This window comes from Streptosporangium sp. 'caverna' (assembly GCF_003203775.1).
Classification (GTDB): Bacteria; Actinomycetota; Actinomycetes; order Streptosporangiales; family Streptosporangiaceae; genus Streptosporangium; species Streptosporangium subroseum.
Window position 1 is genome coordinate 9707730 of the sequence record NZ_CP029711.1, and the last position, 21509, is coordinate 9729238.

17 protein-coding genes are annotated in these 21509 nt (G+C 68.1%); 7 read left to right on the plus strand and 10 right to left on the minus strand.

Features of this window, described 5'->3' with window-relative positions; genetic code table 11:
- Window positions 1-145: 145 nt before the first annotated feature.
- From DKM19_RS41720 to DKM19_RS41730, 3 genes are all read right to left on the minus strand, one after another.
- Complete coding sequence (locus DKM19_RS41720; RefSeq protein ID WP_110703813.1) at window positions 146-1006, minus strand: TatD family hydrolase; 861 nt, start codon at window positions 1004-1006, stop codon at window positions 146-148.
- Between the two features lie 278 nt (window positions 1007-1284).
- Window positions 1285-3066: a methionine--tRNA ligase gene (gene metG / locus DKM19_RS41725; RefSeq protein ID WP_110703815.1), complete on the minus strand. Its 1782-nt coding sequence runs from the start codon at window positions 3064-3066 to the stop codon at window positions 1285-1287.
- A 25-nt stretch (window positions 3067-3091) separates the two neighbouring features.
- Window positions 3092-4402, minus strand: coding sequence for a glycosyltransferase family 2 protein (locus tag DKM19_RS41730; protein WP_239513884.1), 1311 nt, complete (start codon window positions 4400-4402; stop codon window positions 3092-3094).
- 114 nt (window positions 4403-4516) lie between these two features.
- On the opposite strand from DKM19_RS41730, the gene DKM19_RS52840 reads away from it, so the two are divergent.
- Window positions 4517-6367 carry a hypothetical protein gene (locus DKM19_RS52840; protein WP_204358453.1) on the plus strand — a complete coding sequence of 617 codons (1851 nt, stop codon included), beginning with the start codon at window positions 4517-4519 and terminating at the stop codon, window positions 6365-6367.
- Here DKM19_RS52840 and DKM19_RS41740 read toward each other — a convergent pair.
- Both DKM19_RS41740 and rsmI read right to left on the minus strand, forming a co-directional pair.
- Entirely contained in the window at window positions 6315-7802 is a 1488-nt protein-coding gene (locus tag DKM19_RS41740; RefSeq protein ID WP_369987159.1) for a dolichyl-phosphate-mannose--protein mannosyltransferase, read from the minus strand. The two genes, DKM19_RS52840 and DKM19_RS41740, sit on opposite strands and share 53 nt — an antisense overlap.
- Before the next feature lie 96 nt (window positions 7803-7898).
- Window positions 7899-8753, minus strand: a complete 855-nt coding sequence (rsmI, locus tag DKM19_RS41745; RefSeq protein WP_110703819.1) for a 16S rRNA (cytidine(1402)-2'-O)-methyltransferase — start codon at window positions 8751-8753, stop codon at window positions 7899-7901.
- Between the two features lie 163 nt (window positions 8754-8916).
- On the opposite strand from rsmI, the gene DKM19_RS41750 reads away from it, so the two are divergent.
- The 4 genes from DKM19_RS41750 (at window position 8917) to DKM19_RS41765 (ending at window position 14867) form a co-directional block, all read left to right on the plus strand.
- Window positions 8917-10470, plus strand: a complete 1554-nt coding sequence (locus DKM19_RS41750; RefSeq protein ID WP_110706362.1) for a dolichyl-phosphate-mannose--protein mannosyltransferase — start codon at window positions 8917-8919, stop codon at window positions 10468-10470.
- 110 nt (window positions 10471-10580) lie between these two features.
- A complete protein-coding gene (locus DKM19_RS41755; protein ID WP_110703821.1) occupies window positions 10581-11795 on the plus strand; it encodes a hypothetical protein in 1215 nt (404 codons plus the stop codon).
- 272 nt (window positions 11796-12067) lie between these two features.
- Complete coding sequence (locus tag DKM19_RS41760; RefSeq protein ID WP_239513885.1) at window positions 12068-13363, plus strand: AI-2E family transporter; 1296 nt, start codon at window positions 12068-12070, stop codon at window positions 13361-13363.
- 361 nt (window positions 13364-13724) lie between these two features.
- Window positions 13725-14867: a N(5)-(carboxyethyl)ornithine synthase gene (locus tag DKM19_RS41765; RefSeq protein WP_110703823.1), complete on the plus strand. Its 1143-nt coding sequence runs from the start codon at window positions 13725-13727 to the stop codon at window positions 14865-14867.
- A 139-nt stretch (window positions 14868-15006) separates the two neighbouring features.
- Here the strand turns inward: DKM19_RS41765 and DKM19_RS41770 are convergent, their stop codons facing one another.
- A complete protein-coding gene (locus tag DKM19_RS41770; protein ID WP_110703825.1) occupies window positions 15007-15741 on the minus strand; it encodes a peptidase E in 735 nt (244 codons plus the stop codon).
- 150 nt (window positions 15742-15891) lie between these two features.
- Here DKM19_RS41770 and DKM19_RS41775 point away from each other — a divergent pair, with 150 nt between their 5' ends.
- Complete coding sequence (locus DKM19_RS41775; protein ID WP_110703827.1) at window positions 15892-16653, plus strand: group II truncated hemoglobin; 762 nt, start codon at window positions 15892-15894, stop codon at window positions 16651-16653.
- A gap of 210 nt (window positions 16654-16863) precedes the next feature.
- Here the strand turns inward: DKM19_RS41775 and DKM19_RS41780 are convergent, their stop codons facing one another.
- The gene (locus DKM19_RS41780) at window positions 16864-17340 is read right to left on the minus strand and encodes an NUDIX hydrolase (RefSeq protein WP_110703829.1); all 477 of its coding nucleotides are present in this window, start codon (window positions 17338-17340) and stop codon (window positions 16864-16866) included.
- 264 nt (window positions 17341-17604) lie between these two features.
- Here DKM19_RS41780 and DKM19_RS41785 point away from each other — a divergent pair, with 264 nt between their 5' ends.
- A complete protein-coding gene (locus DKM19_RS41785; protein WP_110703831.1) occupies window positions 17605-18249 on the plus strand; it encodes an SRPBCC family protein in 645 nt (214 codons plus the stop codon).
- Between the two features lie 190 nt (window positions 18250-18439).
- Here DKM19_RS41785 and DKM19_RS41790 read toward each other — a convergent pair whose 3' ends face one another.
- The 3 genes from DKM19_RS41790 to DKM19_RS41800 all read right to left on the minus strand — a co-directional run bounded on the left by DKM19_RS41790 (window position 18440) and on the right by DKM19_RS41800 (window position 21418).
- Window positions 18440-18946 carry a hypothetical protein gene (locus DKM19_RS41790; RefSeq protein ID WP_110703833.1) on the minus strand — a complete coding sequence of 169 codons (507 nt, stop codon included), beginning with the start codon at window positions 18944-18946 and terminating at the stop codon, window positions 18440-18442.
- A 117-nt stretch (window positions 18947-19063) separates the two neighbouring features.
- Complete coding sequence (locus DKM19_RS41795) at window positions 19064-20317, minus strand: serine hydrolase (RefSeq protein ID WP_110703835.1); 1254 nt, start codon at window positions 20315-20317, stop codon at window positions 19064-19066.
- Window positions 20318-20527: 210 nt separating this feature from the next.
- Complete coding sequence (locus DKM19_RS41800) at window positions 20528-21418, minus strand: SDR family oxidoreductase (protein ID WP_110703837.1); 891 nt, start codon at window positions 21416-21418, stop codon at window positions 20528-20530.
- Between the last annotated feature and the right edge of the window lie 91 nt (window positions 21419-21509).

Below are 21509 nucleotides of genomic sequence, written 5' to 3' on the forward strand. Positions count from 1 at the left end.
ATGAGCAGGGCACGGAGCGGGCGGGGTACCGAGCCCAAGCGGACGTGACCTCGAGCGGGCTGGGCACCGAGCCCGAGCGGACATGACGCCGAGCGGGCAGGGCACCGAGCCCGAGCGGGCGGGACCCCGAGCGGGCCGGGCCGGCTCACCAGGAGCCGAAGACGGTCTCTCCGTTCGTGCCGATGGCGACCGCGAGATCGGCCGGCTCGATCTTCTTGACCTCGGCGAGGCAGCGCAGCGTCAGGGGGAGCAGGTAGGGAGCGTTGGGCTTGCCCCGGTGAGGCACCGGCGGGAGGTAGGGCGCGTCGGTCTCGACGAGGATCAGCTCCTTGGGCGCGATCCTCGCGGCCTCGCGGAGGTAGGCGGCGTTCTTGTAGGTGACCGGACCGGAGAAGGACATGAAATATCCGGCCTCGACACACTTTTTCGCCATCTCGGCGTCGCCGGAAAAACTGTGGAAAACCACGATTTCCGGAGCCCCCTGCTCGGCCAGCACCCGGAGCACGTCGTCGTGCGCCTCCCGATCGTGAATCACCAGGGCCTTGCCCGTCCGCTTGGCGATCTCGATGTGCGCACGGAAGCTGGCGTGCTGGTCGTCCTTGGACGCCCAGTCGCGGTAGTAGTCGAGCCCCGTCTCTCCCACCGCCCTGACGTGCGGCAACCGGGCCAGCTCCTCGATCTCGGCGAGGACCTCCGGCGTCGAGGCGTGCGCCTCGTTGGGGTGGATCGCCACCCCGGCGTAGATGTCGGCGTGGAGCCCGGCCGTCTCGGCGTTCCAGCGCGAGGACGGCAGGTCGTAGCCGATCGTGACGAGCCGCGTCACGCCGACCGCACGGGCCTCCCCGAGGATTCCCTCGACGCTCGCCCGAGCCGCCTGAGCGGCCTGCGCGACGGGGTCTCCCGAGGACGCCTGGCGGTTGCCCACCATGATGTCCAGGTGACAGTGGCTGTCGAACACCTCGGCGGTCAGGGGCTTGGGGGCTGCGGGAAGATTCGTCGTGCTCACGACTCCCAACCTACCGAGGAGCCGGTACGGCTCGCGCCCGTCACCGGACGCGAGCCGCGAAGGACCTCACCCGACCACACAGACCCGAACCGGGAAAGCCCCCGCCCGACCGCACAGACCCGAACCGCGAAGGACCTCACCCGACCACACAGACCCGAACCGGGAAAGCCCCCCGATCGACCGCACAGACCCGAACCGCGAAGAACTTCACCCGACCACACAGGCCCGGGCGGGGAAAGACCCCCGCCCGGTCATGCGGACACGAGCCGCGGGGGGCCTCACTCGGCCAGGCGGGCGAGCTCCTCATCGACGATCTTCGGGTCGAGCTTGGTGAACAGCGGGGTCGGCGGGGCGAGCGGGGTGCCCACCCGGATCGGGGTGGACTCCCAGCGGGCCGCGCCCTCGTAGGAGCCCGTGATGATCGGGTAGCTCCGGCCGTCCTCGTCGGTGACCTCCTGGATCTCCGGCATGCCGGACCACACGCCGGTGCCGCCGAACATCGCGTAGATCTTGTTGGAGGAGTTGGGCAGAACCGGGGTCAGCAGGGTCTTTGCGTCGTCCACGACCTGCAGCGCCACATGGAGAATGGTCTTGACCCGGGCGGGATTGTCCTTGATCTTCCACGGCTCCTGCTCGGCCAGATATTTGTTGGCCTCGCGGATGACCTCAAACGCCTCGGTCGTCGCGTTCTTGAAGCGGGAGTGCTCGAACTCGGCGGCGACCTTCGGGAAGGCGGCACGGCTCCGCTCCAGCATCGCGCGGTCGGCGTCGGTGAGGTCGCTCGCCTCGGGGATGACGCCGAAGTTCTTGGCGGCCATCGAGATCGAGCGGTTCACCAGGTTGCCCCAGGCCGCCACCAGCTCGCCGTTGTTGCGGTTGAGGAACTCCGACCAGGTGAAGTCGGTGTCCTGGTTCTCCGGGCCCGCCACCGCGATGTAGTAGCGCAGCGCGTCGGCGTCGTAGCGGGCCAGGAAGTCGCGCACGTAGATCACGACCTGACGCGAGGAGGAGAACTTGCGCCCCTCCATGGTCAGGAACTCGCTGGAGACGACCTCCGACGGCAGGTTCAGCGCGCCGAGCGAACCCGGCTTGCCGTCCCGGGCGCCCTGGCCGTTGTAGCCGAGCAGCATCGCCGGCCAGATCTCCGCGTGGAAGACGATGTTGTCCTTGCCCATGAAGTAGTAGCCGCGGGCCTCGGGGTCCTGCCACCACTGCCGCCAGGCCTCCGGGTCGCCGGAGCGGCGCGCCCACTCGATGGAGGCGCTGAGATAGCCGATGACCGCGTCGAACCAGACGTAGAGCCGTTTGTTGGTCTGGTCGCTCCAGCCCTCCAGCGGGATCGGCACACCCCAGTCGAGGTCGCGGCTGATCGCGCGGGGCTGCATGTCACCGAGCATGTTGAGCGCGAACTTCAGCACGTTCGGCCGCCACTCACCCTCCTTGGACTGCAGCCAGGAGGCCAGCACCTCGGCGAAGGCGGGCAGGTCGAGCATGAAGTGCTCGGTCTCCACGAAGATCGGCGTCTCGCCGTTGACCTTGCTGACCGGGTTGATGAGCTGGACCGGGTCGAGTTGGTTGCCGCAGTTGTCGCACTGGTCGCCGCGGGCGCTGTCATAGCCGCAGATCGGGCAGGTGCCCTCGATGTAGCGGTCGGGCAGGGTGCGCCCGTTGGACGGCGAGATCGCGCCCATCGTGGTGTGCGGGAAGATGTAGCCGTTGGCGTGAAGACCCTTGAAGATCTCCTGCGCCACCGCGTAGTGGTTGTCCGTCGTGGTCCGGGTGAACAGGTCGTAGGAGAGCCCGAGTGCCTGGAGGTCCTCGACGATCACCCTGTTGTAGCGGTCGGCGAGCTCGCGGGCGCTGACGCCCTCCTTGTCGGCCTGCACCTGAATCGGAGTGCCGTGCTCGTCGGTCCCGCTCACCATCAGGACCTTGTTGCCCGCCATCCGGTGGTACCGGCTGAAGACGTCGGATGGCACGCCGAATCCGGAGACGTGCCCGATGTGGCGAGGGCCGTTGGCGTAGGGCCAGGCGACCGCGGTCAAGATGTGCTGGGACATGATGCCAAGCCTAAGGGACGCGGGCTCAGGCCTTGGTGCTCTCGCGGCTACCGGTGCCGCTGTCGCTGCCGTTGCCGTCGCCGCCGGCGACCTTCTCCATGGCTGTGCCCTCGTCGACACCGGTGGCGTCTTCGCGGGTGACGGCCTCGGCGGCCTCCTCCGCGGCCGAGGCGGCCACGTCGATGGACGTCTCCTTCGTACGGCGGATGCCGAGGATGCTGATGAACAGCGCCGCGAAGATGGTCTGGAAGCTCACGATCAGCGCGGTGGCCGAGGGCACGACCAGGCGGAGCGACTCCGAGGGGATCAGCGGTCCGAAGCTGCGCGTCTGCCAGTGGACCAGCGAGGCGACCAGGCCGCCCAGACCACACACGGCCAGCAGCCCACCGACGATCAGCCCCTTCTCCAGGGTCACGATGTCGACAAGCTTGCGCACCCGCCTGTCCTCGGGCAGGAAGCCCTCCTCGGCCGCGTACACCTTGGTGAACACGGCGAACAGCACCGCCTGGAAACCGATCACCACCATGGCCGAGGCGCCGACCAGGGTGTCGACGTCGAAGGCGAGCTTGCCGATGTAGACCGGGCCGAAGGTGAGGGTGGCGCCCGCGACCAGGCCGATGGTCATCAGGATCATGCCGGGGATCAGGAACAGCCAGCGCGGGCTGTAGAGCATCAGGAACCGCAGGTGGCGCCAGCCGTCGCGCCAGGAGCGCAGGTGCGGCGGGCGGGTCCGGCCGTCGGGCGACAGCGTGGTGGGCACCTCGCGCACGTCCAGCCCGGACAGCGTCGAGCGCACCACCATCTCGCTGGCGAACTCCATGCCGCCGGTCTGCAGGCCGAGCTTGAGGATGGAGTCACGCCTGAAGCCGCGCAGGCCACAGTGGAAGTCGCCGATCGCGCTGGGGAAGAACAGGCGGCCGATGAAGGAGAGCACCGGGTTGCCCAGGTAGCGGTGGAGCGGGGGCATGGCGCCCGGCGCGATGCCACCCTTGAACCGGTTGCCCATCACCAGGTCGGCACCGTCACGGAGCTGCTCAACAAATGGCAACAGGCCAGTGAAATCATAGGAATCATCGGCGTCACCCATGATGACGTATTTGCCGCGAGCGGCCCGAATTCCGCCCATCAACGCGTTGCCATATCCCTTGGCATCGATGTGCACGACGCGGGCTCCGGCCTCCCGCGCGAGCTGCTGCGAGCCGTCCGTGCTGCCGTTGTCGGCGATCAGGACTTCCCCGTCGATCCCGTGTTCCCGCATGCAGGCCAAGGCCTTGCGTACGCAGGTTTCCACGGTTTCCGCCTCGTTTAAACAAGGCATGACCACGGTCAGTTCCACGTCTCAACCCTTCAGTTACAGCACACAGTCACAGCACACGCCAATCTCACCATGATGCCCTCTACGGCCTACTGCCCGGGTCAACTCCATGAAACGGCTGGCATCCTGTATTACATGGTGACCGCCGCCGAACTTCCGCGTCTGGACGAGCCTTCAGCCGCCAGGATCACACGTCTGTGGGCGTTCCTGCGCAGGCATCGCCTGTTCGTGGCCTTCCTCGCGCTGGCGTTCGCGCTGCGTCTGGTCACCATGCTCGGGTACGGCCCGGCCCTGTGGTTCAACGACTCGTACGAGTATGTCTCCGGTGCGGTGAACCCCGACAGGCCCAGTGCCCTGCGCCCGAACGGCTACTCATTCTGGCTCCTGCTGCTGAGGCCCCTGCACAGTTTCGCCCTGGTGACCTTCGTCCAGCATCTGATGGGCCTGGGCATCGCGGTCCTGGTCTACGCCCTGCTGCGCAAGAAGTTCGGGCTGCCGGGCTGGGGGGCGACGCTGGCCGCGGTGCCGGTGCTGTTCGACGCCTACCAGATCCAGCTCGAACACCTGATCATGTCCGACACGATGTTCATGCTGCTGGTCGTGGGCGTGATCACGCTGGTCCTGTGGCACAGGAAGATGTCGTGGCGGCTGGGCGCGGTCGTCGGCCTGCTCCTCGCCCTCACCGCGCTGACCCGGTCGATCGGCCTGCCGATCCTGGCTCTGGTCGTGGTCTACATGCTGGTCAAACGCACCGGCTGGAAGACGATCACAGCCATGGTGACCGCGTGCGCGCTCCCGGTGCTCGGCTACATGGCCTGGTTCGCCTCGGCGCACGGAAACTTCGCGATGACCAACAGCGACGGCGCAATCCTCTACATGCGGACCGCGCTGTTCGCCGACTGCAAGAAGATGGCGGTCGACCCCCGCAAGGAGCTGGAGCTCGCGCTGCTGTGCATCAGCGCCCCGCCGAGCGAGCGTGACTTCTCCGGTCAGAAATACCTCTGGTGGGCCCAGAACGGCCAGCGGTTCCACGCCTTCGGGGTCGGCAGCACGTTCACCCCCGAGATGAACCAGGCCGCCGGGACGTTCGCCAAGCGGGCCATCCTCTCCCAGCCGCTCGACTATCTCGCCATCGTGGCCGGTGACTTCTTCCGCGCCTTCCACTGGGGCCGGCCGCGCTTCCCCGACGCCAACACCTACCGGCAGTACGAGTTCCTGCCCGAGAACAAGATCCTTCCCGCCTGGGCGTCCAACCGGGGCAGCACCGACACCGACGCGCTCAAATACGATCCGGGCCTGCGCACCGCTCTGATCCGGGGCAAGACGAGCGTGATCGGCACCGAGGTCCACGACCCCTGGGGTGTCTTCATGCAGGGCTACCAGCGCGTCGTCCGGCTGCCCGGCATCGTGCTCGGCGTCCTGCTGCTGATCGGCCTGGCCGGGGTGGCCGTGCGCTGGCGCAAGCTGGGCGGGCCGTTGCTCCTGCCGTGGCTGGCCTCCTTCGGCCTGATCCTGGCCCCCGCCGCGACCGCCGAGTTCGACTACCGCTACCTGCTGCCCGCGGTGCCCCTGGCGTGCATGGCCGCCGCGATCGCGTTGCGCCGCGGGTTCGCCCGGCCCGGCTCCATGGCCACCCCCGGCGCCCTGCCCACGCCCGGCTCCGCGGTCGACACCGATCCCCCGGCCGACACCGACCCCCTTCCCGAGTCCGCTCCCGAGTCCGGCCCCCTCCCGGAGCCCAGCCCTCTCCCCGTGCCCAGCTCCATGACCACTCCCGATCCCCTGCCCGCGCCCGGCTCCGCGGCCGATCCCGGATTCCTGCCGGCGTCCGGCTCGATGACCGGCCCCGGCTTCCTGCCCGTGCCCGGCTCCGTGACCGTGCCCGGCTCCGCGGCCGGCAGGCCCGGTTCCCCGGCCATGCCCGGCTCCTCGATCAGGCCCAGCTCCGAAACAGCATTCGCGTCCACCACTGCGAGTGCGGAATGACCTCGGCGACCAGCACCGGATAGAGCCATCCGAGGTTGATCAGCGCGAGGAGCGTGAAGGCCCCGACCACCGCGGCCCCGAGCGCCCTGCGGTTGGGCGCGGCGTCCGCCCGCCCGATGATCAGCCCGGCGGTCAGGGTGAGCGCGAGGATCATGAACGGGGTCATGGTGATCGCGTAGAACAGATACATCGTCCGGTTGTCGGAGATGGCGTAGTAGAACCAGGGAAGCCAGCCGAAGGCGTAACTCGCCAGCACCGCTCCGGCACGCCAGTCCCTGGTCGCCACGTACCAGACGATCATCGTCAGGAGCGCGACCAGCCCGCCGTACCAGATGACCGGGGTGCCGACCCCGAGCACGGCCTGGGAGCAGCTGTCCGCGCCGCATTTGGTCGCGGGCGTCTCGTAGAAGAACGCCACCGGGCGCAGCAGCAGCGGCCAGCTCCACGGCTCCGACTGGTAGGGGTGCGTGGACGCCAGGCCGGTATGGAAACCGAGGACCTGCATGTGGTAGCTCAGCCACGAGCGGATCGAGTCGAAGACGAAAAACGCCGGGCCCTGCGAGGTGGCCTGTGCCCAGTTGCGGCCCCAGCCCAGCGGTGAGGCGAACCAACCGGCCCACGAGACCACGTAGACGAACGCCGGGAGAAGACCCATCGCCAGCAGGATGGAGGTCAGGTCCTTGCCGAACGCCCCCCGGTACGGCTCCCGCAGTCCGACCGCCCTGCGTGCTCCGGCGTCCCAGAGCAGGGACATCACGGCGAAGCCGATCAGGAAGAAGATGCCCGACCACTTGACCGCGCACGCCGCGCCCAGGCAGAGCCCGGCGGCGATCCGCCACGGCCGAAGACCCAGCCCGGGACCCTGGTCGCTCAACGGCGACGATTCGTACCAGGTGACGAGCCGCCCACGCGCCCAGTCCCGATCCGCCACCAGGCAGGCGAAACCGGCCAGCACCCAGAACATCAGGAAGATGTCCAGCAGCGCCGTCCGCGACAGCACCAGGTGCAGTCCCTCGACCGACAGCAGCAGACCGGCCAGGCAGCCCAGCAACGTCGAGCGGGTCATTCGGCGGGCCACCCGGGCCAAAATCAGGATGGACAGCACCCCCACCACCGCCGCGGCGAAGCGCCAGCCGTAGGGATTCAGGCCGAAGATCTGCTCGCCGACGCCGATCATCCACTTGCCCAGCGGCGGATGGGCCACGTAGAGCGGGCAGGGATCGGCGTCCGGCGGGGTGCACTTGACCAGGAAGTCGGTGTTACCGGAGAGGAGCATCCGGTCGGCGATCGGGTCTTCCGTCGTCCCGAGCGACGCCCGCTCCACGCCGTAGTGGAGCAGCGCGTACGCGTCCTTGATGTAGTACGTCTCGTCGAACACGACCGCGTGCGGCCGTCCGAGGTTGACGAACCGCAGGATCCCCCCGAAGACCGCCACCAGCAACGGTCCCAGCCAACCCCATAGGACATTTACCGGCATGGGCGGTAAGAGACGATCCCGTGTTGATCCCATTTAGGAAAGTATGGTGATAAATCAGCTTCGATGGACAGCGTCATAGAGATCCCGTTTCGGGATTCCCGCCAACTTCGCGACGTCCACGATCGCCTGTTTCTTTGGCACGCCCGTCTCCTCGCGGCGGGCGACCTCCGCGACCAGGTCCTCGATGACCGGCGGCAGGGCCTGCGGGACGTGCCCGGCGACGACGACGGTGATCTCGCCCTTGACGCCGCCTGCCGCCCATTCGGCCAGCTCTCCCAGGCCGCCTCGCCGTACTTCCTCGTAGGTCTTGGTGAGCTCCCGGCAGACCGCCGCCCGGCGGTCCGCGCCGAACGCCTCGGCCATCGCCGCCAGCGCGACCTGCAGCCGGTGCGGCGCCTCGAAGAACACCATCGTCCGCTCTTCCTCGGCGAGGGCGGAGAGCTTGCGGGCCCGCTCGCCGGGCTTGCGCGGCGGGAAGCCCTCGAAACAGAACCGGTCACTGGGCAGGCCGGAGACGGCCAGCGCGGTGGTGACCGCGGACGGCCCCGGCAGCGAGGTGACCTTGATCCCGGCCTCGACGGCCAGGTGGGTCAGGCGGTATCCGGGGTCGGAGACGCCGGGCATGCCCGCGTCGGTGATGATCAGAACGGTCTTGCCCTCCTGGAGCACCTGGAGGAGCTCCGCGGCCCTGGCGATCTCGTTGGCGTCGTAGTAGGAGACCACCCGGCCTCTGATCTCCGCGCCCAGATCACTGACCAGGCGGCGCAGGCGGCGCGTGTCCTCCGCCGCGACCACGTCGGCGGTCTCCAGCGCCTCCCGCAGCCGGGGAGAAACGTCGCCCGCCTGCCCGATCGGGGCCCCTGCCAGCACCAGCCTGCCGTTGTCAATCACTGTTCCATCTTCCCTCATTACGGATGGCCCCCCACCCTGGGGCGAAGTTCCCTAATTGGGCATGTAGGCGGTGTTTCTTGGGTTCGTGGGGTTGAGAGGCCCGTACGATGTCCGAGTGGCCGTGACCGACTTCACCAACCAGGCGTTCGAGCAGCCGGAGTCTGAGCCGAGCACCGAACCGATGCGTTCCGTGCGCGACCGGCTGGTGCCCCCAATGCCCGGTAACGCCTGGTGGGGATGGCTGGGCCCGCTGCTGGTGACGGCATTCGGGGCGATCCTGCGCTTCACGGACCTGGGCCGTCCGAACGCGGTCATGTTCGACGAGACGTACTACGCCAAGGACTCCCTGGCCCTGTACTTGTTCGGCGCCGAGCACAACGTGGTCAAAGACGCCGACAAGATCCTGATGCAGGGCGGCACCCAGATCTGGCAGCAGTGCGCCCCCGCCGACCTGGACAAGTGCGCCTCCTACGTCGTCCACCCGCCGCTGGGCAAGTGGATGATCGGCATCGGCGAGCAGATCTTCGGCATGAACCCCTACGGCTGGCGCTTCGCCGGAGCCGTGGTGGGCGTGCTGTCCATCCTGATGCTGGCCCGGGTGGCCCGCCGGATGACCCGCTCGACATTGCTGGGCTGCCTGGCCGGTCTGCTGCTGTCGGTCGAGGGACTGCACCTGGTGCTGTCACGGACGGCACTGCTGGACATCTTCCTGATGTTCTGGGTACTGGCCGGTTTCGCCTGCCTGGTGATCGACCGCGACTGGGCTCGCGGCCGGCTCGTCACCTGGTACGAATCGTCGCCGCTGAGCGACCAGGGTCCCGGGCTGGGCCTGCGACCATGGCGGATCGCCGCCGGAATCTGCCTGGGCGCGGCGTGCGCGGTCAAGTGGTCGGGCATCTTCTTCCTGATCGGCTTCGCCGTGATGTCCCTGCTCTGGGACGCCGGAGCACGCAAGGCGGTCGGGCTGCGCAGGCCGTACGGCGGGGCACTGACCAAGGACATGCCTCCCGCCCTCCTGGCGATGGGCCTCCTCCCGGCGCTCACCTACATGGCCTCGTGGACCGGTTGGTTCGCCTCCTCCGCCGGCTGGGGCCGCAACTGGGCACAGGCCACCTCGCAGGGCCCGGTCTTTTTCGTCTTCGACTCGATCCGCTCGTGGCTGAGCTACCACATGCAGGTCCTCAGCTTCCACACCGGCCTGGCGACCCACCACAACTACCAGTCGACGCCGTGGAGCTGGCCGCTGCTGCTGCGCCCGGTGGCGTTCTTCTACGAGAGCCCCAAGACCGGCTGCGGGGCCGGCCAGAGCTGCTCCCAGGCCGTGCTCGGGGTCGGCACCCCGGTCATCTGGTACGGCGCGCTGGCCGCGCTGATCGCGATGATCGCCTGGTACGTCGCCACCCGCGACTGGCGTGCCGGAGCGGTGCTGATGGGCTACGCCGTCGGCTGGCTGCCCTGGTTCTACTGGGCGATCGCCGACAACCGGACGATGTTCCTGTTCTACGCGATCCCCATGGTCCCGTTCATGATCCTGGCGATCGTGCTCGCGGCCGGACTGATCATCGGTCCCGCGGACGCCCCACCGGTCCGGCGGATGGTCGGCGCCCTGGGCGTCGGCGTCTTCACGCTGCTGGCACTTCTCAACTTCTGGTGGCTCTATCCGGTGCTCACCGCGGAGGTCCTCCCCTATGCGGAGTGGAGTGCACGCATGCTTTTCAAGAAGGGTTGGATCTGACCGTCCACCTATGAGCCACTTAAAGCAGATTCCTTAGGGTAGGCAGCGTGCACGATCCATTACGTCACGTTCATCGTCAGGGCAGGCCCGCATACGGCAGACTTCGCAATATGCCTGCACCGGACGTGGCCGCGCTCCTCTTCGAGCTGGAGCGTTCCGAGCCTGACTACGCCGAGCACGCCCGAAGCGCGATCGACTGGCTGACCGGTGGCGAGCCACTGGAGACGATCACCGAGCTCAACATGTGCGAGTTCCTCTGGTACACCCTGCCCACCAAGATCAGTGGTGATCGCGCCGCGGTCGCCCACGCGCTCGGCCGGCTCCTGCGGCTGGGCGGTCTCGAGCGCTACGCCGCTCTCTGCTCCTCTCCCACGACCGCGCAGATCCTCCGCACCTACAGCCGCCTCGGCGAGAGCGCCGGGATGGCCGCCTACCAGAGCTCCCTCGAGGCCACGGGGGTGTTCCCTCCCGACGTGCCGGAGCTGCGGTGGAGCTCGATCATGGGCCCCGAGGAGCTCGGCGCCCACGGCGCCTGCTCGGCCGCGCTGGAGCTGGCCATCGTCTCCGGAGAGCTCGCTCCCGATTCCCCCGAACGGGAGACCCTCACCCGCCACTGGCTGACCACGCCCCGCGCCGAGCTGGGCGGCGACAACTGGCTCCACCGGGTCCAGGGCGAGCGGCTGAACCGCTGGGTCCTCGGCCGGGGCACCGCCTGGCGCGAGCTGGCCCAGCCCTTCGAGGTGCGCCTGCACGCTCCCATCCCGGCTCCGGAGGAAGACCACCTGGAGGCGTTGCGCTGGCTGCTGGCCATGGGCTGCCGGCCCGGAGGGATCGCGCTGACCCAGCGGCACAACCTCGCCCGGTCCGTGCTCGCCGAGAGCACCTGGAGCGGCACGGAACTGGCGGCGGCCCGCGAGGTGGCCCAGGGACAGCTGAACGCGCTGACCCAGGCCGGAAGACGGCTGGTGACCACTCCCGCGGGCAAGCTCCTGCTCGACGACCCCGACCTGCTCTGGGAGGCCGCGGCCGCCGCGCTGCTGGCGCCGGCGTCGGGAGAGAACGGATTCCGGGCCTCGGCCAGAGAGGTGGCGCTGATGCTCCTCGCCGACGACTCACCCCTCGACCGTGACCGCGTCACCGCGGTGATCGACTGTGCGGAGTGGCAGACCCTGGAGGTAGACGCCTCGCTGACCGAGCTGGGGCGGCGCCTGGACGCCTTCGGTCTCCGGGTGGAGGGCAAGCTCACCCCCGCGGGCCGATCGGCCGCCCTGGCCGCGCTGCGAAACCACGCCCTGCGGCCACGCCAGTACGTCAACATCGCCTGAAGCCGTGCCATCTCCAGTCTTCTCCAGGCTTTTCCCGCTATTTCCAGCGGAGCCGGTACGGTGGTGACGTGAGGAAGGCATCCGGCGCAGCCATATGGTCGCGCGCCGAGGGTTCTCAGCGCAGCCGTATGTTCTCGGGCCGAGATGGTGCTCAGCGCGACCGTACAGCCGCGGGCCCGGGTGGTTCTCGACGCCACGTGTGGCTGATTATTCCGTTTCATCGTGGGCAGTGAGTGAACGTGCCCGAGCCCACCTCCGTTGACCGCCCTTCAGTGCCGGCAACGTCCCCGCCCACCACCGGCGCATCATCGGCCGACTCGGGCGCCCTCACCGTCGACTCCGCCGGCGTCTCATCGCAGCCCAGACCGACGGCCTCCACCGACGCCCCCTCACCGCCCAGACCGGCGACCCCGGGCGACGACCTCGGCGCCGGTCTCCCCGTGCCCGAACCGCTTCTCACCTCCGCCGGTCCCGTGCTCCCGTTGAGCGCCCCGTCCGCCTCCGAGCCCGCGTCCAAGCTCCCCTTCGGCCGCCCGGGGCGCTCGATGAGCGGCAACCCCTTCGTGTTCGGCTTCACCGCCGCCCTCGGCGTGCTCACCGCATGGTGGCTGGTGCAGGCCGTGATGAGCGCGAGTTCGGTGCTGATCCTCATCATCGTCTCGCTCTTCCTCGCCATCGGCCTGAATCCGGCCGTCGAGGCCCTTCAGAAGCGCAGGCTCCCGCGCCTGGTCGCGATCACCATCGTCTTTCTCGGCGTCATCCTGGTCTTCGTCGCCTTCGGCCTGGCCGTGGTGCCTCCGCTCACCACGCAGTCCACGGAGTTCGTGGACAAGCTCCCGCAGTACGTCCAGGAACTGCAGAACAACCCGACGATCCGCGACCTGGACCAGCGGTTCCAGTTGCTGACCAAGCTCCAGCAGTATGTGACGAGCGGCGACTTCGGCACCCAGATGTTCGGCGGGGTGCTCGGCATCGGGTCGGTCGTCATCGGGGCGGTCTTCAACTCGCTGACGGTCCTGGTCCTGACGCTCTACTTCCTGGGCTCTCTGAACTCGCTCAAGAAGCTGGCCTACCGCCTGGTCCCCCGGTCCCGCCGGACCCGTGCCAGCCTGCTCGGCGACCAGATCATCGAAAGCATCGGCGGCTACGTCGCCGGGAATCTGATCATCTCGCTGATCGCGGGCGTGACGACCTTCTTCTTCCTGACCTTCATGAAGGTGCCCTACGCCCTGGCCCTCGCCCTCCTCGTGGCTCTGACCGACCTCATCCCGCTGGTCGGCGCCTTCATCGGGGCGGGCGTCGCCTCCCTGGTCGGTTTTTTCGTCTCACCCACCGTCGGCATCGTCTGCCTGATCTTCTTCACCATCTACCAGCAGATCGAGAACTACTGGATCGCGCCGAGCGTGATGAAGAGCTCGGTGGACGTTCCTCCACTCGCCACGATCGTCGGCGCCCTGCTCGGCGGTGCGCTGCTCGGCGTGCTGGGCGCGCTGCTGGGCATCCCGCTGGTCGCGGCCATCCTGCTCATCCTCCGCGAGGTGGTCTTCCCCCGTCAGGAACGGGCCTGATCGTTCCGGGGGCGGGATATTCCCGCCCCCGGGACGCCGCCGGTTCCCTTCGGGGGATTTCCGGTAGGGCGTCACGGCAGACGCGCTCTCCACTCGGCGCGATTACCGACGAATATTCGCCATAAAGATGAATATCTGTCACAAAAAGGACACGATCGAACGCCGGAGTCGAGGCCGGGATTCCATCTTCCGAGTGCGGGCCGCGCGGACGGAGGTCCACCCGTAGAGGGGACGTGGCCTACGGTTTCGACCCTCCCGGCACGTCCTGCCGCAGCGTGCGAAGGCCTGCCGTACGCGGGCATGCGACGGAACGCCGTGCGGCAGAGCCTGTGCTAGACAGGGAGTCAATCAAGGGAGCCGTATGGATCAGCTCAGTCTCGGAGTCATCTCACGGTCCCGCAAGGAGAACGAGCGCCGGCTGGCGATTCACCCCCTGCACCTCGATCGGATCGACGCCGATCTGCGGGGTCGTGTCTACCTCGAACGTGATTACGGCGAGCGCTTCGGTCTCTCCGACAAGCAGCTGGAGCCGCACGTCGCCGGACTGCTTCCCCGGGAGCAGCTTCTCGCGGAGTGCGATGTCATCGTGCTCCCCAAACCGCTGGCCGAGGATCTCGCGGAGCTGCGCGAGGGGCAGATCCTCTGGGGCTGGCCGCACTGCGTCCAGGACCAGAAGGTGACCCAGCTCGCGATCGACCGGCGGCTGACCCTCATCGCCTTCGAGGCGATGAACCACTGGACCAGCGAGGGCGCGTTCAACCTGCACGTCTTCCACAAGAACAACGAGCTGGCGGGTTACTCCTCGGTGCTGCACGCCCTGCAGCTCATCGGGACGACGGGCGACTACGGCCGGCGGCTGCGTGCGGTCGTCATCAGCTTCGGGGCGACCGGCCGGGGCGCGGTGACCGCCCTCAACGCGCACGGCGTGAACGACATCGACCTTCTCACCTTCCGTGACGTCACCGCGGTCGCCTCACCGATCCACTCGGCGCGCATCGTACGCTTCGAGCACGAGGCCGACGATCCCAACCGCAGCTACGCGCTCACCGAGAACGGCCGGATACCGCTGGCGGCCTTCATCGCCGACCACGACATCGTCGTCAACTGCGTGCTGCAGAACACCGACGATCCGCTGATGTTCGCCACCGACGACGACCTGGCCGCCTTCGCGCCGGGCACCCTCATCGTCGACGTGTCCTGCGACGAGGGGATGGGCTTCAGCTGGGCGCGGCCCACGTCGTTCGCGGAGCCGATGTTCGACGTGGGGGACAACGTCCACTACTACGGCGTCGACCACAGCCCGTCGCACCTGTGGAACTCCGCCACCTGGGAGATCAGCGAGGCACTGCTGCCGCACCTGCGGACGGTGCTCGCCGGCCCCGGGGCCTGGGACGAGGACGACACCGTCCGGCGGGCCATCGAGATCCGCGCCGGCGTCATCCAGAACCCCGCCATCCTGTCCTTCCAGCACCGCTCGCCGGACTACCCGCACCTGGCCGGCTAGGGCGACACCGGTCACCGGCGCGCGGCGGGCCGCCGGTTCGGCGGCGTTCGCGCTCATGGTCGGCGGGTCTCCGTACCGGCCTCCCGGGCGAGCTGAGCGGCGCTCGCCCGGGAGGTCTGGAACGCGCCGACGGCCGGTCTCAGGGCAGCCAGTGACGAGCGGGAAGGGCTTTCTCCCGGTACTGCCCCGCGCCATCGGATTCGACGAACCACGCGTGCCGGTCCGGAAGGACGCCGAGGACCTCGTGGAGCCGGGTGCCCACGTAGTGCAGGGCGACGCCGTCCTCGGTCGCGTAGCCCGAGGGGAGGTCGCCCTTGCCGACGAGCTCACGAAAACGCCGGCGCCGAGGTTGGTCGTCCAGGTCGTCGTGGACTCCGTTGCTGAACGGCAGGAGGCCCAGCCCGTTGTCGACGGGGCCGAGGTCGTCGCCAAAGGAGTCGGTCACTCCGCCCAGATGCCAGCAGAGGCTGCCCGCGCTCTGCCCGGCCAGCACCACCCCCGCCTCCCAGCACTCCCGCAAGATCGCGTCCAGCCGATGCGCACGCCACACCGCCAGCAGGTTCACCACGCTGCCACCCGATACGAAGATCACGTCCTGAGCCAGCAGATGAGCCCGTACGTCGGCGACGTTCGGCCGGACGAACAGCTCCAGGTGTGACAGGTCGGCGTCCCCGAAGGACCCGGCCCGCGCATACCAGTGATCGATGTATTCGCGGGAGTCACCCACCGCGGTGGCGATGAGACACATGCGCGGCCTGGGCACACCGGTGAGCCGCATCGCTTGCCATATCTGAACGCCCACCCGCTCCGGAGGGAAATCCTCGGGCGGATTGAGCACTCCCGAACACGCCAAGATCTGCCGCTCTCTGACCATGAACACATCGTCTTGCCTGGTAGAGGTCCCTGCAAATCAGCGTCGCCCGCGCACAGGCCTCCGTGACATGACCGGCGTACACTCTCCCGAAACCTTGCCAATCCTTGATTACAAGATTACGTTGATTCGCGTCGAGCCCCGGAGATCCGTGTGACCGTCGAATACATCCGCTACCGCGTTCCCGAAGACCAGCACGACAGGTTCGAGGCCGCCTACACACGAGCCGCCGCCTGTCTCCGCGCCGCCCCGCAGTGCGTGGACTACGAGCTCGCCCGGTGCGAGGAGGAGCCTTCCTGCCACATCCTGCGGATCACCTGGACCTCGGTGCACGACCACCTGGAGGGGTTCCGGAAGAGCGAGAACTTCACAGCCTTCTTCGCCGAGATCCGGCCGTACGTGCCGTACATCGAGGAGATGCGCCACTACCGTCCCACCGCCGTCCACGGCCAGGGCGGCTCGATCCCGACGCTCTACGAGTGGGCCGGCGGAGCCGAGGCCCTTGAGCGGCTGACCGAGCGGTTCTACGAGCACGTCGTGACGGACGACCTGCTCAAGCCGCTCTTCGCCCACATGGACTCCGACCACCCGCGCTACGTGGCCATGTGGTTGTCGGAGGTCTTCGGCGGACCTTCCCGCTACACGGACGAGCGCGGTGGTTACCCGCACATGCTCTCCCAGCACCTCGGCAGGGCGATCGGCGAGCCGCAGCGCCGCCGCTGGGTGAGCCTGCTGCTGGACGCGGCCGACGAGGTCGGCCTCCCCGGCGACCCGGAGTTCCGTGCGGCCTTCGCCGGCTACCTCGAGTGGGGCACCCGCCTGGCGGTGGAGAACTCCCGGCCCGGCGCCGACCCGATCCGGCAGGCTCCCGTCCCCCACTGGGGCTGGGGCGTCGCCCCGCCGTACCTGCCCTGAGAGACATCCCCCGGCGGCCTTCCCTGCCCCTCGCGCAGGAGCTCGGCGATCTCCGCGGGCAGGGAGAGAAAGGGCGAGTGGGAGGTGTCCACGCAGGAGCACGGCCGTGCTCGCCGACGAGCTCGGTGCCTGGCCCCCGACGAGCTCGACACGCTCATCTCACTGCTCCAGAAGGTCAGCGGCACCTGAATCCCTCGTCCGCGGCCGGCGTCACCCGGCCCGGAGCGCCTCGCCGTGCTCCAGGTAGACGGTCTCGCCCAGCGTGCGGGCGGTCGCGGCGGCTCTGACCCGGCGGGCCAGGCGCCCGGTCAAAAGGCCGTCCACGTCCTCGACCGCGTGAAAGGCGAAGGCGGTCAGCTCGTTGTCGGCGAAGGTGATCGCCCCGAGCGTCTCCGCGTCGAGCACGCCGCCGTCGAAGACGAACAGGACGATGTCCCCCACGTCCGGACCGGGCGCCCAGTCGGCCACGAGAAGGCGTCCGATCGGCGGCCGAATGCCCAGCTCCTCGCCGATCTCCCGCACGCAGGCCTCGTACGGCGTCTCCCCCGGCTCCACGCACCCCCCGGGGATGTCCCGCTGTGGCTTGTAGGACGGCTGGACGATCATGATCCGGTCGTCCTCGTCGAAGAAGAGCGCGCCCGCGGCGGCGCGCGCCCGGGCGAAGAACGGACCCTCCTGCTCGCTCATGATCTCGACCCTACGGGAATCCAATCATCCGGACGAGGCTCGGGCGACGAGCCATCGCCGTCATTACAACACCGCCGCATAAGCACCTTGTAGCGTTCCACACATCTTAAATGGACTAAACATTGGATAGGCGATTAAAAGGATCAAACGGGACGGAAGATGCGCAAAGGGTTTTGGGTCTCTTCGGCGCAGAATTTCCTAAATCGTGGCTATATGCGATAGAAGATCACTCGCACCTACTGCCTGTCTCTTCTTGAGGTATACGTGAAGCTTCTCCGGCTCCTTGCGGCTCAGCTGTTCGCCGCGACCTTCGTTCTCGCCACCCTCTCCAGCCCCGCCCACGCCGACGCCCCCGAGGGCGACGCCCAGCTCGCCCTCGAATGGCAGACCGCGTGGGACACCTACAAGTTCTACGACTCCACGCCCCCTCCCCATCCGGGATCGGGGCGAAGCCGGGCCAAGAGCAGCATCTCCATCACCATCAACGCTCCGATCGAGCGCGTGTTCTCGTTGTACTCGAATATCAACAACCACGTCGGCATGCACTCGTTCCTGAAGAAGGTCGTCACCCACAAGGACTGGTACCGGGGCCGCACGCGCTACATCAACTTCACCGCGGTCGAGGAGATCCCGTACGAGGGTGCGATCGTCGTCAGCAACACGCACGCGCAGCAGCGCATCAACCGCGACAAGTTCTTCTATGAGACGGACACCTGGTCGCTGCCCAATGTCGTCACGCACCAGAAGATCGTCTTCGAGAAGCGGCCCGGCGGGAAGACCGAGGTCACCGAGAACCTCACCTTCGACGCGGACACCTCGCTGATCGATTTTGTCGTCGCGAACGGCACCGCCTCCCACGAGGTGAACCAGACGGCCCTCAAGCAGGCGATCGAGAGCGGCGAGCTCTGATCCACCCCGGCGTGGGGCGCACCCTCCGGGCGCGCCCCGCGCGACCACGCCGAATGGGCCCGCGACCACCTCGCGGACTTTCGCTGACCGCTCATGCGGGACGTTTTCGATGTGGCCATGAGCCCCAGGACTTCGGCACGAGGAAGGAGACGTTCCTGCTGTGGCATTCTCGGGCGTCGATACAGCAGGCTTAAACGCAGTTCGCGGGATCCTGACCTTCGCGCTCGAATTCCCGCAGTGACATCACAACGTCAACGGCGTCTTGCTTCTTCTCGTCATACCTTTGGACCAGCACCAGACCGGGCTTGAGCTTGGCCACATCGCCGGCCTCGAAGCCCACATTCGCGGTCGAACTGCTGTTGTCATGAGTCGCGCCGTAAACCCTGTACGTAACCCCCGGGGCCGGAATCAACGGCTTGGGCACGACCGTCCATCCGTCGGATGGCGCATCGAACCGAAACGACGCGCCCTTTCCACCCAGTGCGGGCGGGCGATATTCCGCGTCGACGGCAGCCGGGTTCGTCTCCGGGCCGACAGGATCGTGGTAGACGATCACGACATCCGGGCCCCGTCCGCACCAGGCGAGGACCACGGTGAGATGACCCGCATCGTCGACGCTGATTCCGGTAATTCCGCCGGTGCGTACCGAACAGCCGGTGAGACCGGCCAAGAGCGCGACCCCCAGCACCGCGCTCATCCATTTACGCATGTTCCGACAATACGGTGGAACAGCGATCTTTCCGGAAGTCCCGGGATCACGACTGCCCGCCCCCGCCGTAATCCGTGACCGGTCCGGCGGGGGCGGGAGAGGGGCTCAGAAGTAACGGGAGCTGAGGTCGGTGGTGGGCCAGGTGGTGACCTTGCCGATCTCGGTGTTGATCTGCGGGCTCAGCACGTTGAAGTCGAGGCTGCCGCTCTCCTCCCGGCGGTTGAACAGCGCGGCGTAGGTGAAGCCGTTCTGCAGCCGGGCCAGGTAGGTGTAGGTACCGGGCAGCGAGCCGTCATGCCAGGTGTTGAGATGCCCGGTCACCTGGCGCACCCACAGGCCCGCGCCGTACCAGGAACCGCTCGACGTGACGCCGATCTCCGGCTTGGCGACCATCCTGCCGATGGAGGTCGCGTTGAGCACCGGGCCGGGAGCGTCGAAGATCTTCGCGAACCTGACCAGGTCCACCGCGGAGGCCAGCCAGCCGCCGCCGGGGGCGCGGTTGGTCATGCTGAAGCCGCCGTACGGGGTGGGCACCACGGTGTTCCCAGGACCCGTGACGGTTTTACTGGTGTAGCGCGACTCGTAGAACACCTCGCCGGGCGCGGCCTCCGCGCGGAGCGTACGGCCGAGCCGCAACCGGGTGATGCCGACGGGCGCCAGCAGCTTCTGCTTGACGTAGGACTCGTAGCTCTGGCCGGAGACCTTCTCGATGATCCGGCCGAGCAGCATGTAGCCGTAGTTGCTGTAGGCGTAGCGGCTGCCGGGGGCGAAGTCGAGCGGGCGGCTGCTCGCATACTTGATGATGTGGTCCTGGGTGATCGGCAACGGTACGCCGAGCGTGCCCGCGATCACTTGATCCAGATACAGATAGTCCTGCGAGACGGCGAGGTCCCAGCCTCCGGTGTGCTGCAGCAGCCGCCACACCGTGACATCGGCCAGCCGGGGATCCGCGGCGGTGGACAGGCCGAGCAGGCTCGCCACCGAGGCGCCCAGGGTGAGCTTGCCGTCTTGGACCAGGCGCATGACGGCGGCGGCGGTGATGTGCTTGCTCAGGCTCGCGATCCGGAAAAGCGAGGTGGGCGACACCGTAGGGACGGTCCGGCCGTCGCTGGAGTATCGGTAACCACGCGCCAGGACGAGCTTGCCGTTCTTGGCGATGGCGAGCTGAGCGCAGGAGATGTCGCGCTCGGTGATGTAGGTCTTCAGCACTCGGTCGAACCCGGCGAGCGCGGCGGGCACGACCCCGGACACCTGCACCGCCGGGGCGCTGCTCGCCCGTACGGGCGGTGCGCCGAACACGACCGCGGGTACCATCGCGGTACCTGCCTGGAGAAGTCTTCGCCTGCTGAGCAGCGTCACATGCGCTCCTTGGATCGGCGGTTCGATGGGGATCTTGACATCGGTAGCGGATCTTAGAGCGCATTTTTGGCTTGCGCCAACCAGGACTTTTCGGGGCACCGTATTCGGTGCCCCGAGCACCTTCGGGAGCCCGGCCGCTCCGGAAGTCAGGCGACGATCCCCCTGGTGGCCGGTCCGACGTGCCGGTCAGGCTGGTCGCACGGCCCGCACCTACCTGTCGCGTTTCTCGGCGTCCAGGTCGGCCGGGCCGCCTGTGGTCACGCCCTCCAGCGGGGCGTCCGTCGCCGCCGCCGACTCGCGCTGGGTACGGACATCGGCCAGTCGGGTGTTCAGTGCGTTTTCGATGGCCTGGTAGGCATCGCTGCCCAGGACCAGACGGCGGGGTGCCGGGTCCTGGTCGACGCTGGCGATCATCGCGGCGGCCATCAGGGCCGGGTCGCCTACGCCTTGGGTCGTGCGTTCGGTGAGGATGCGGCGGATTCCCGCGACGGGCGTGCCGTTGTAGGCCTCGATGCCGTCGGCCAGCACCGAACCGCCGTAGCGGAAGTTGGTGCGGGCGCCGCCCGGTTCGACGATGGTGACGTCGATGCCGAACGGGGCCACCTCGCCCGCCAGCGCGTCCGCGAAACCCTCGACGCCCCATTTCGTGGCGTGGTAGAGGGACCCGCCCGGCCACGCCGCCTGGCCGCCCACCGAGGACAGTTGCAGGATCCGGCCACCGCCCTGCCGTCGCAGGTGCGGCAGCGCGGCCCGGATCAGCCGGATCGAGCCGGTCAGGTTGGTCGCGATCTGGTGCACCATCTGCTCGTCGGTCAACTCCTCGGCCGCGCCCATCAGGCCGTACCCGGCATTGCTGACCACGACGTCGATCCGGGCCAGGGCGGCCCAGGCCTCGTCGACCACCGCGGTGATCTCGGCCGGGTCGGTGACGTCGAGGTGGGCCGCGCGGAAGGCATCCGGCCAGCGGGCCGACAGATCCGCGACGCTGCCCGCAGCGCGGAAGGTGCCGACGACGCGGTCGCCGCGGGACAGGAGTTGCTCGCTGAGGTGCCGGCCGAAACCGCTGTTCGCGCCGGTGATGAGCCAGGTTCGTGAAGTCATGCCGGCAGCGTGCGCCAAATCCCGGCAAATCAGCCATTCCCCTGGTGAGAGGGGTGCTGCCAGGGCTACCCAGAAGGGACTCCAATCCGCT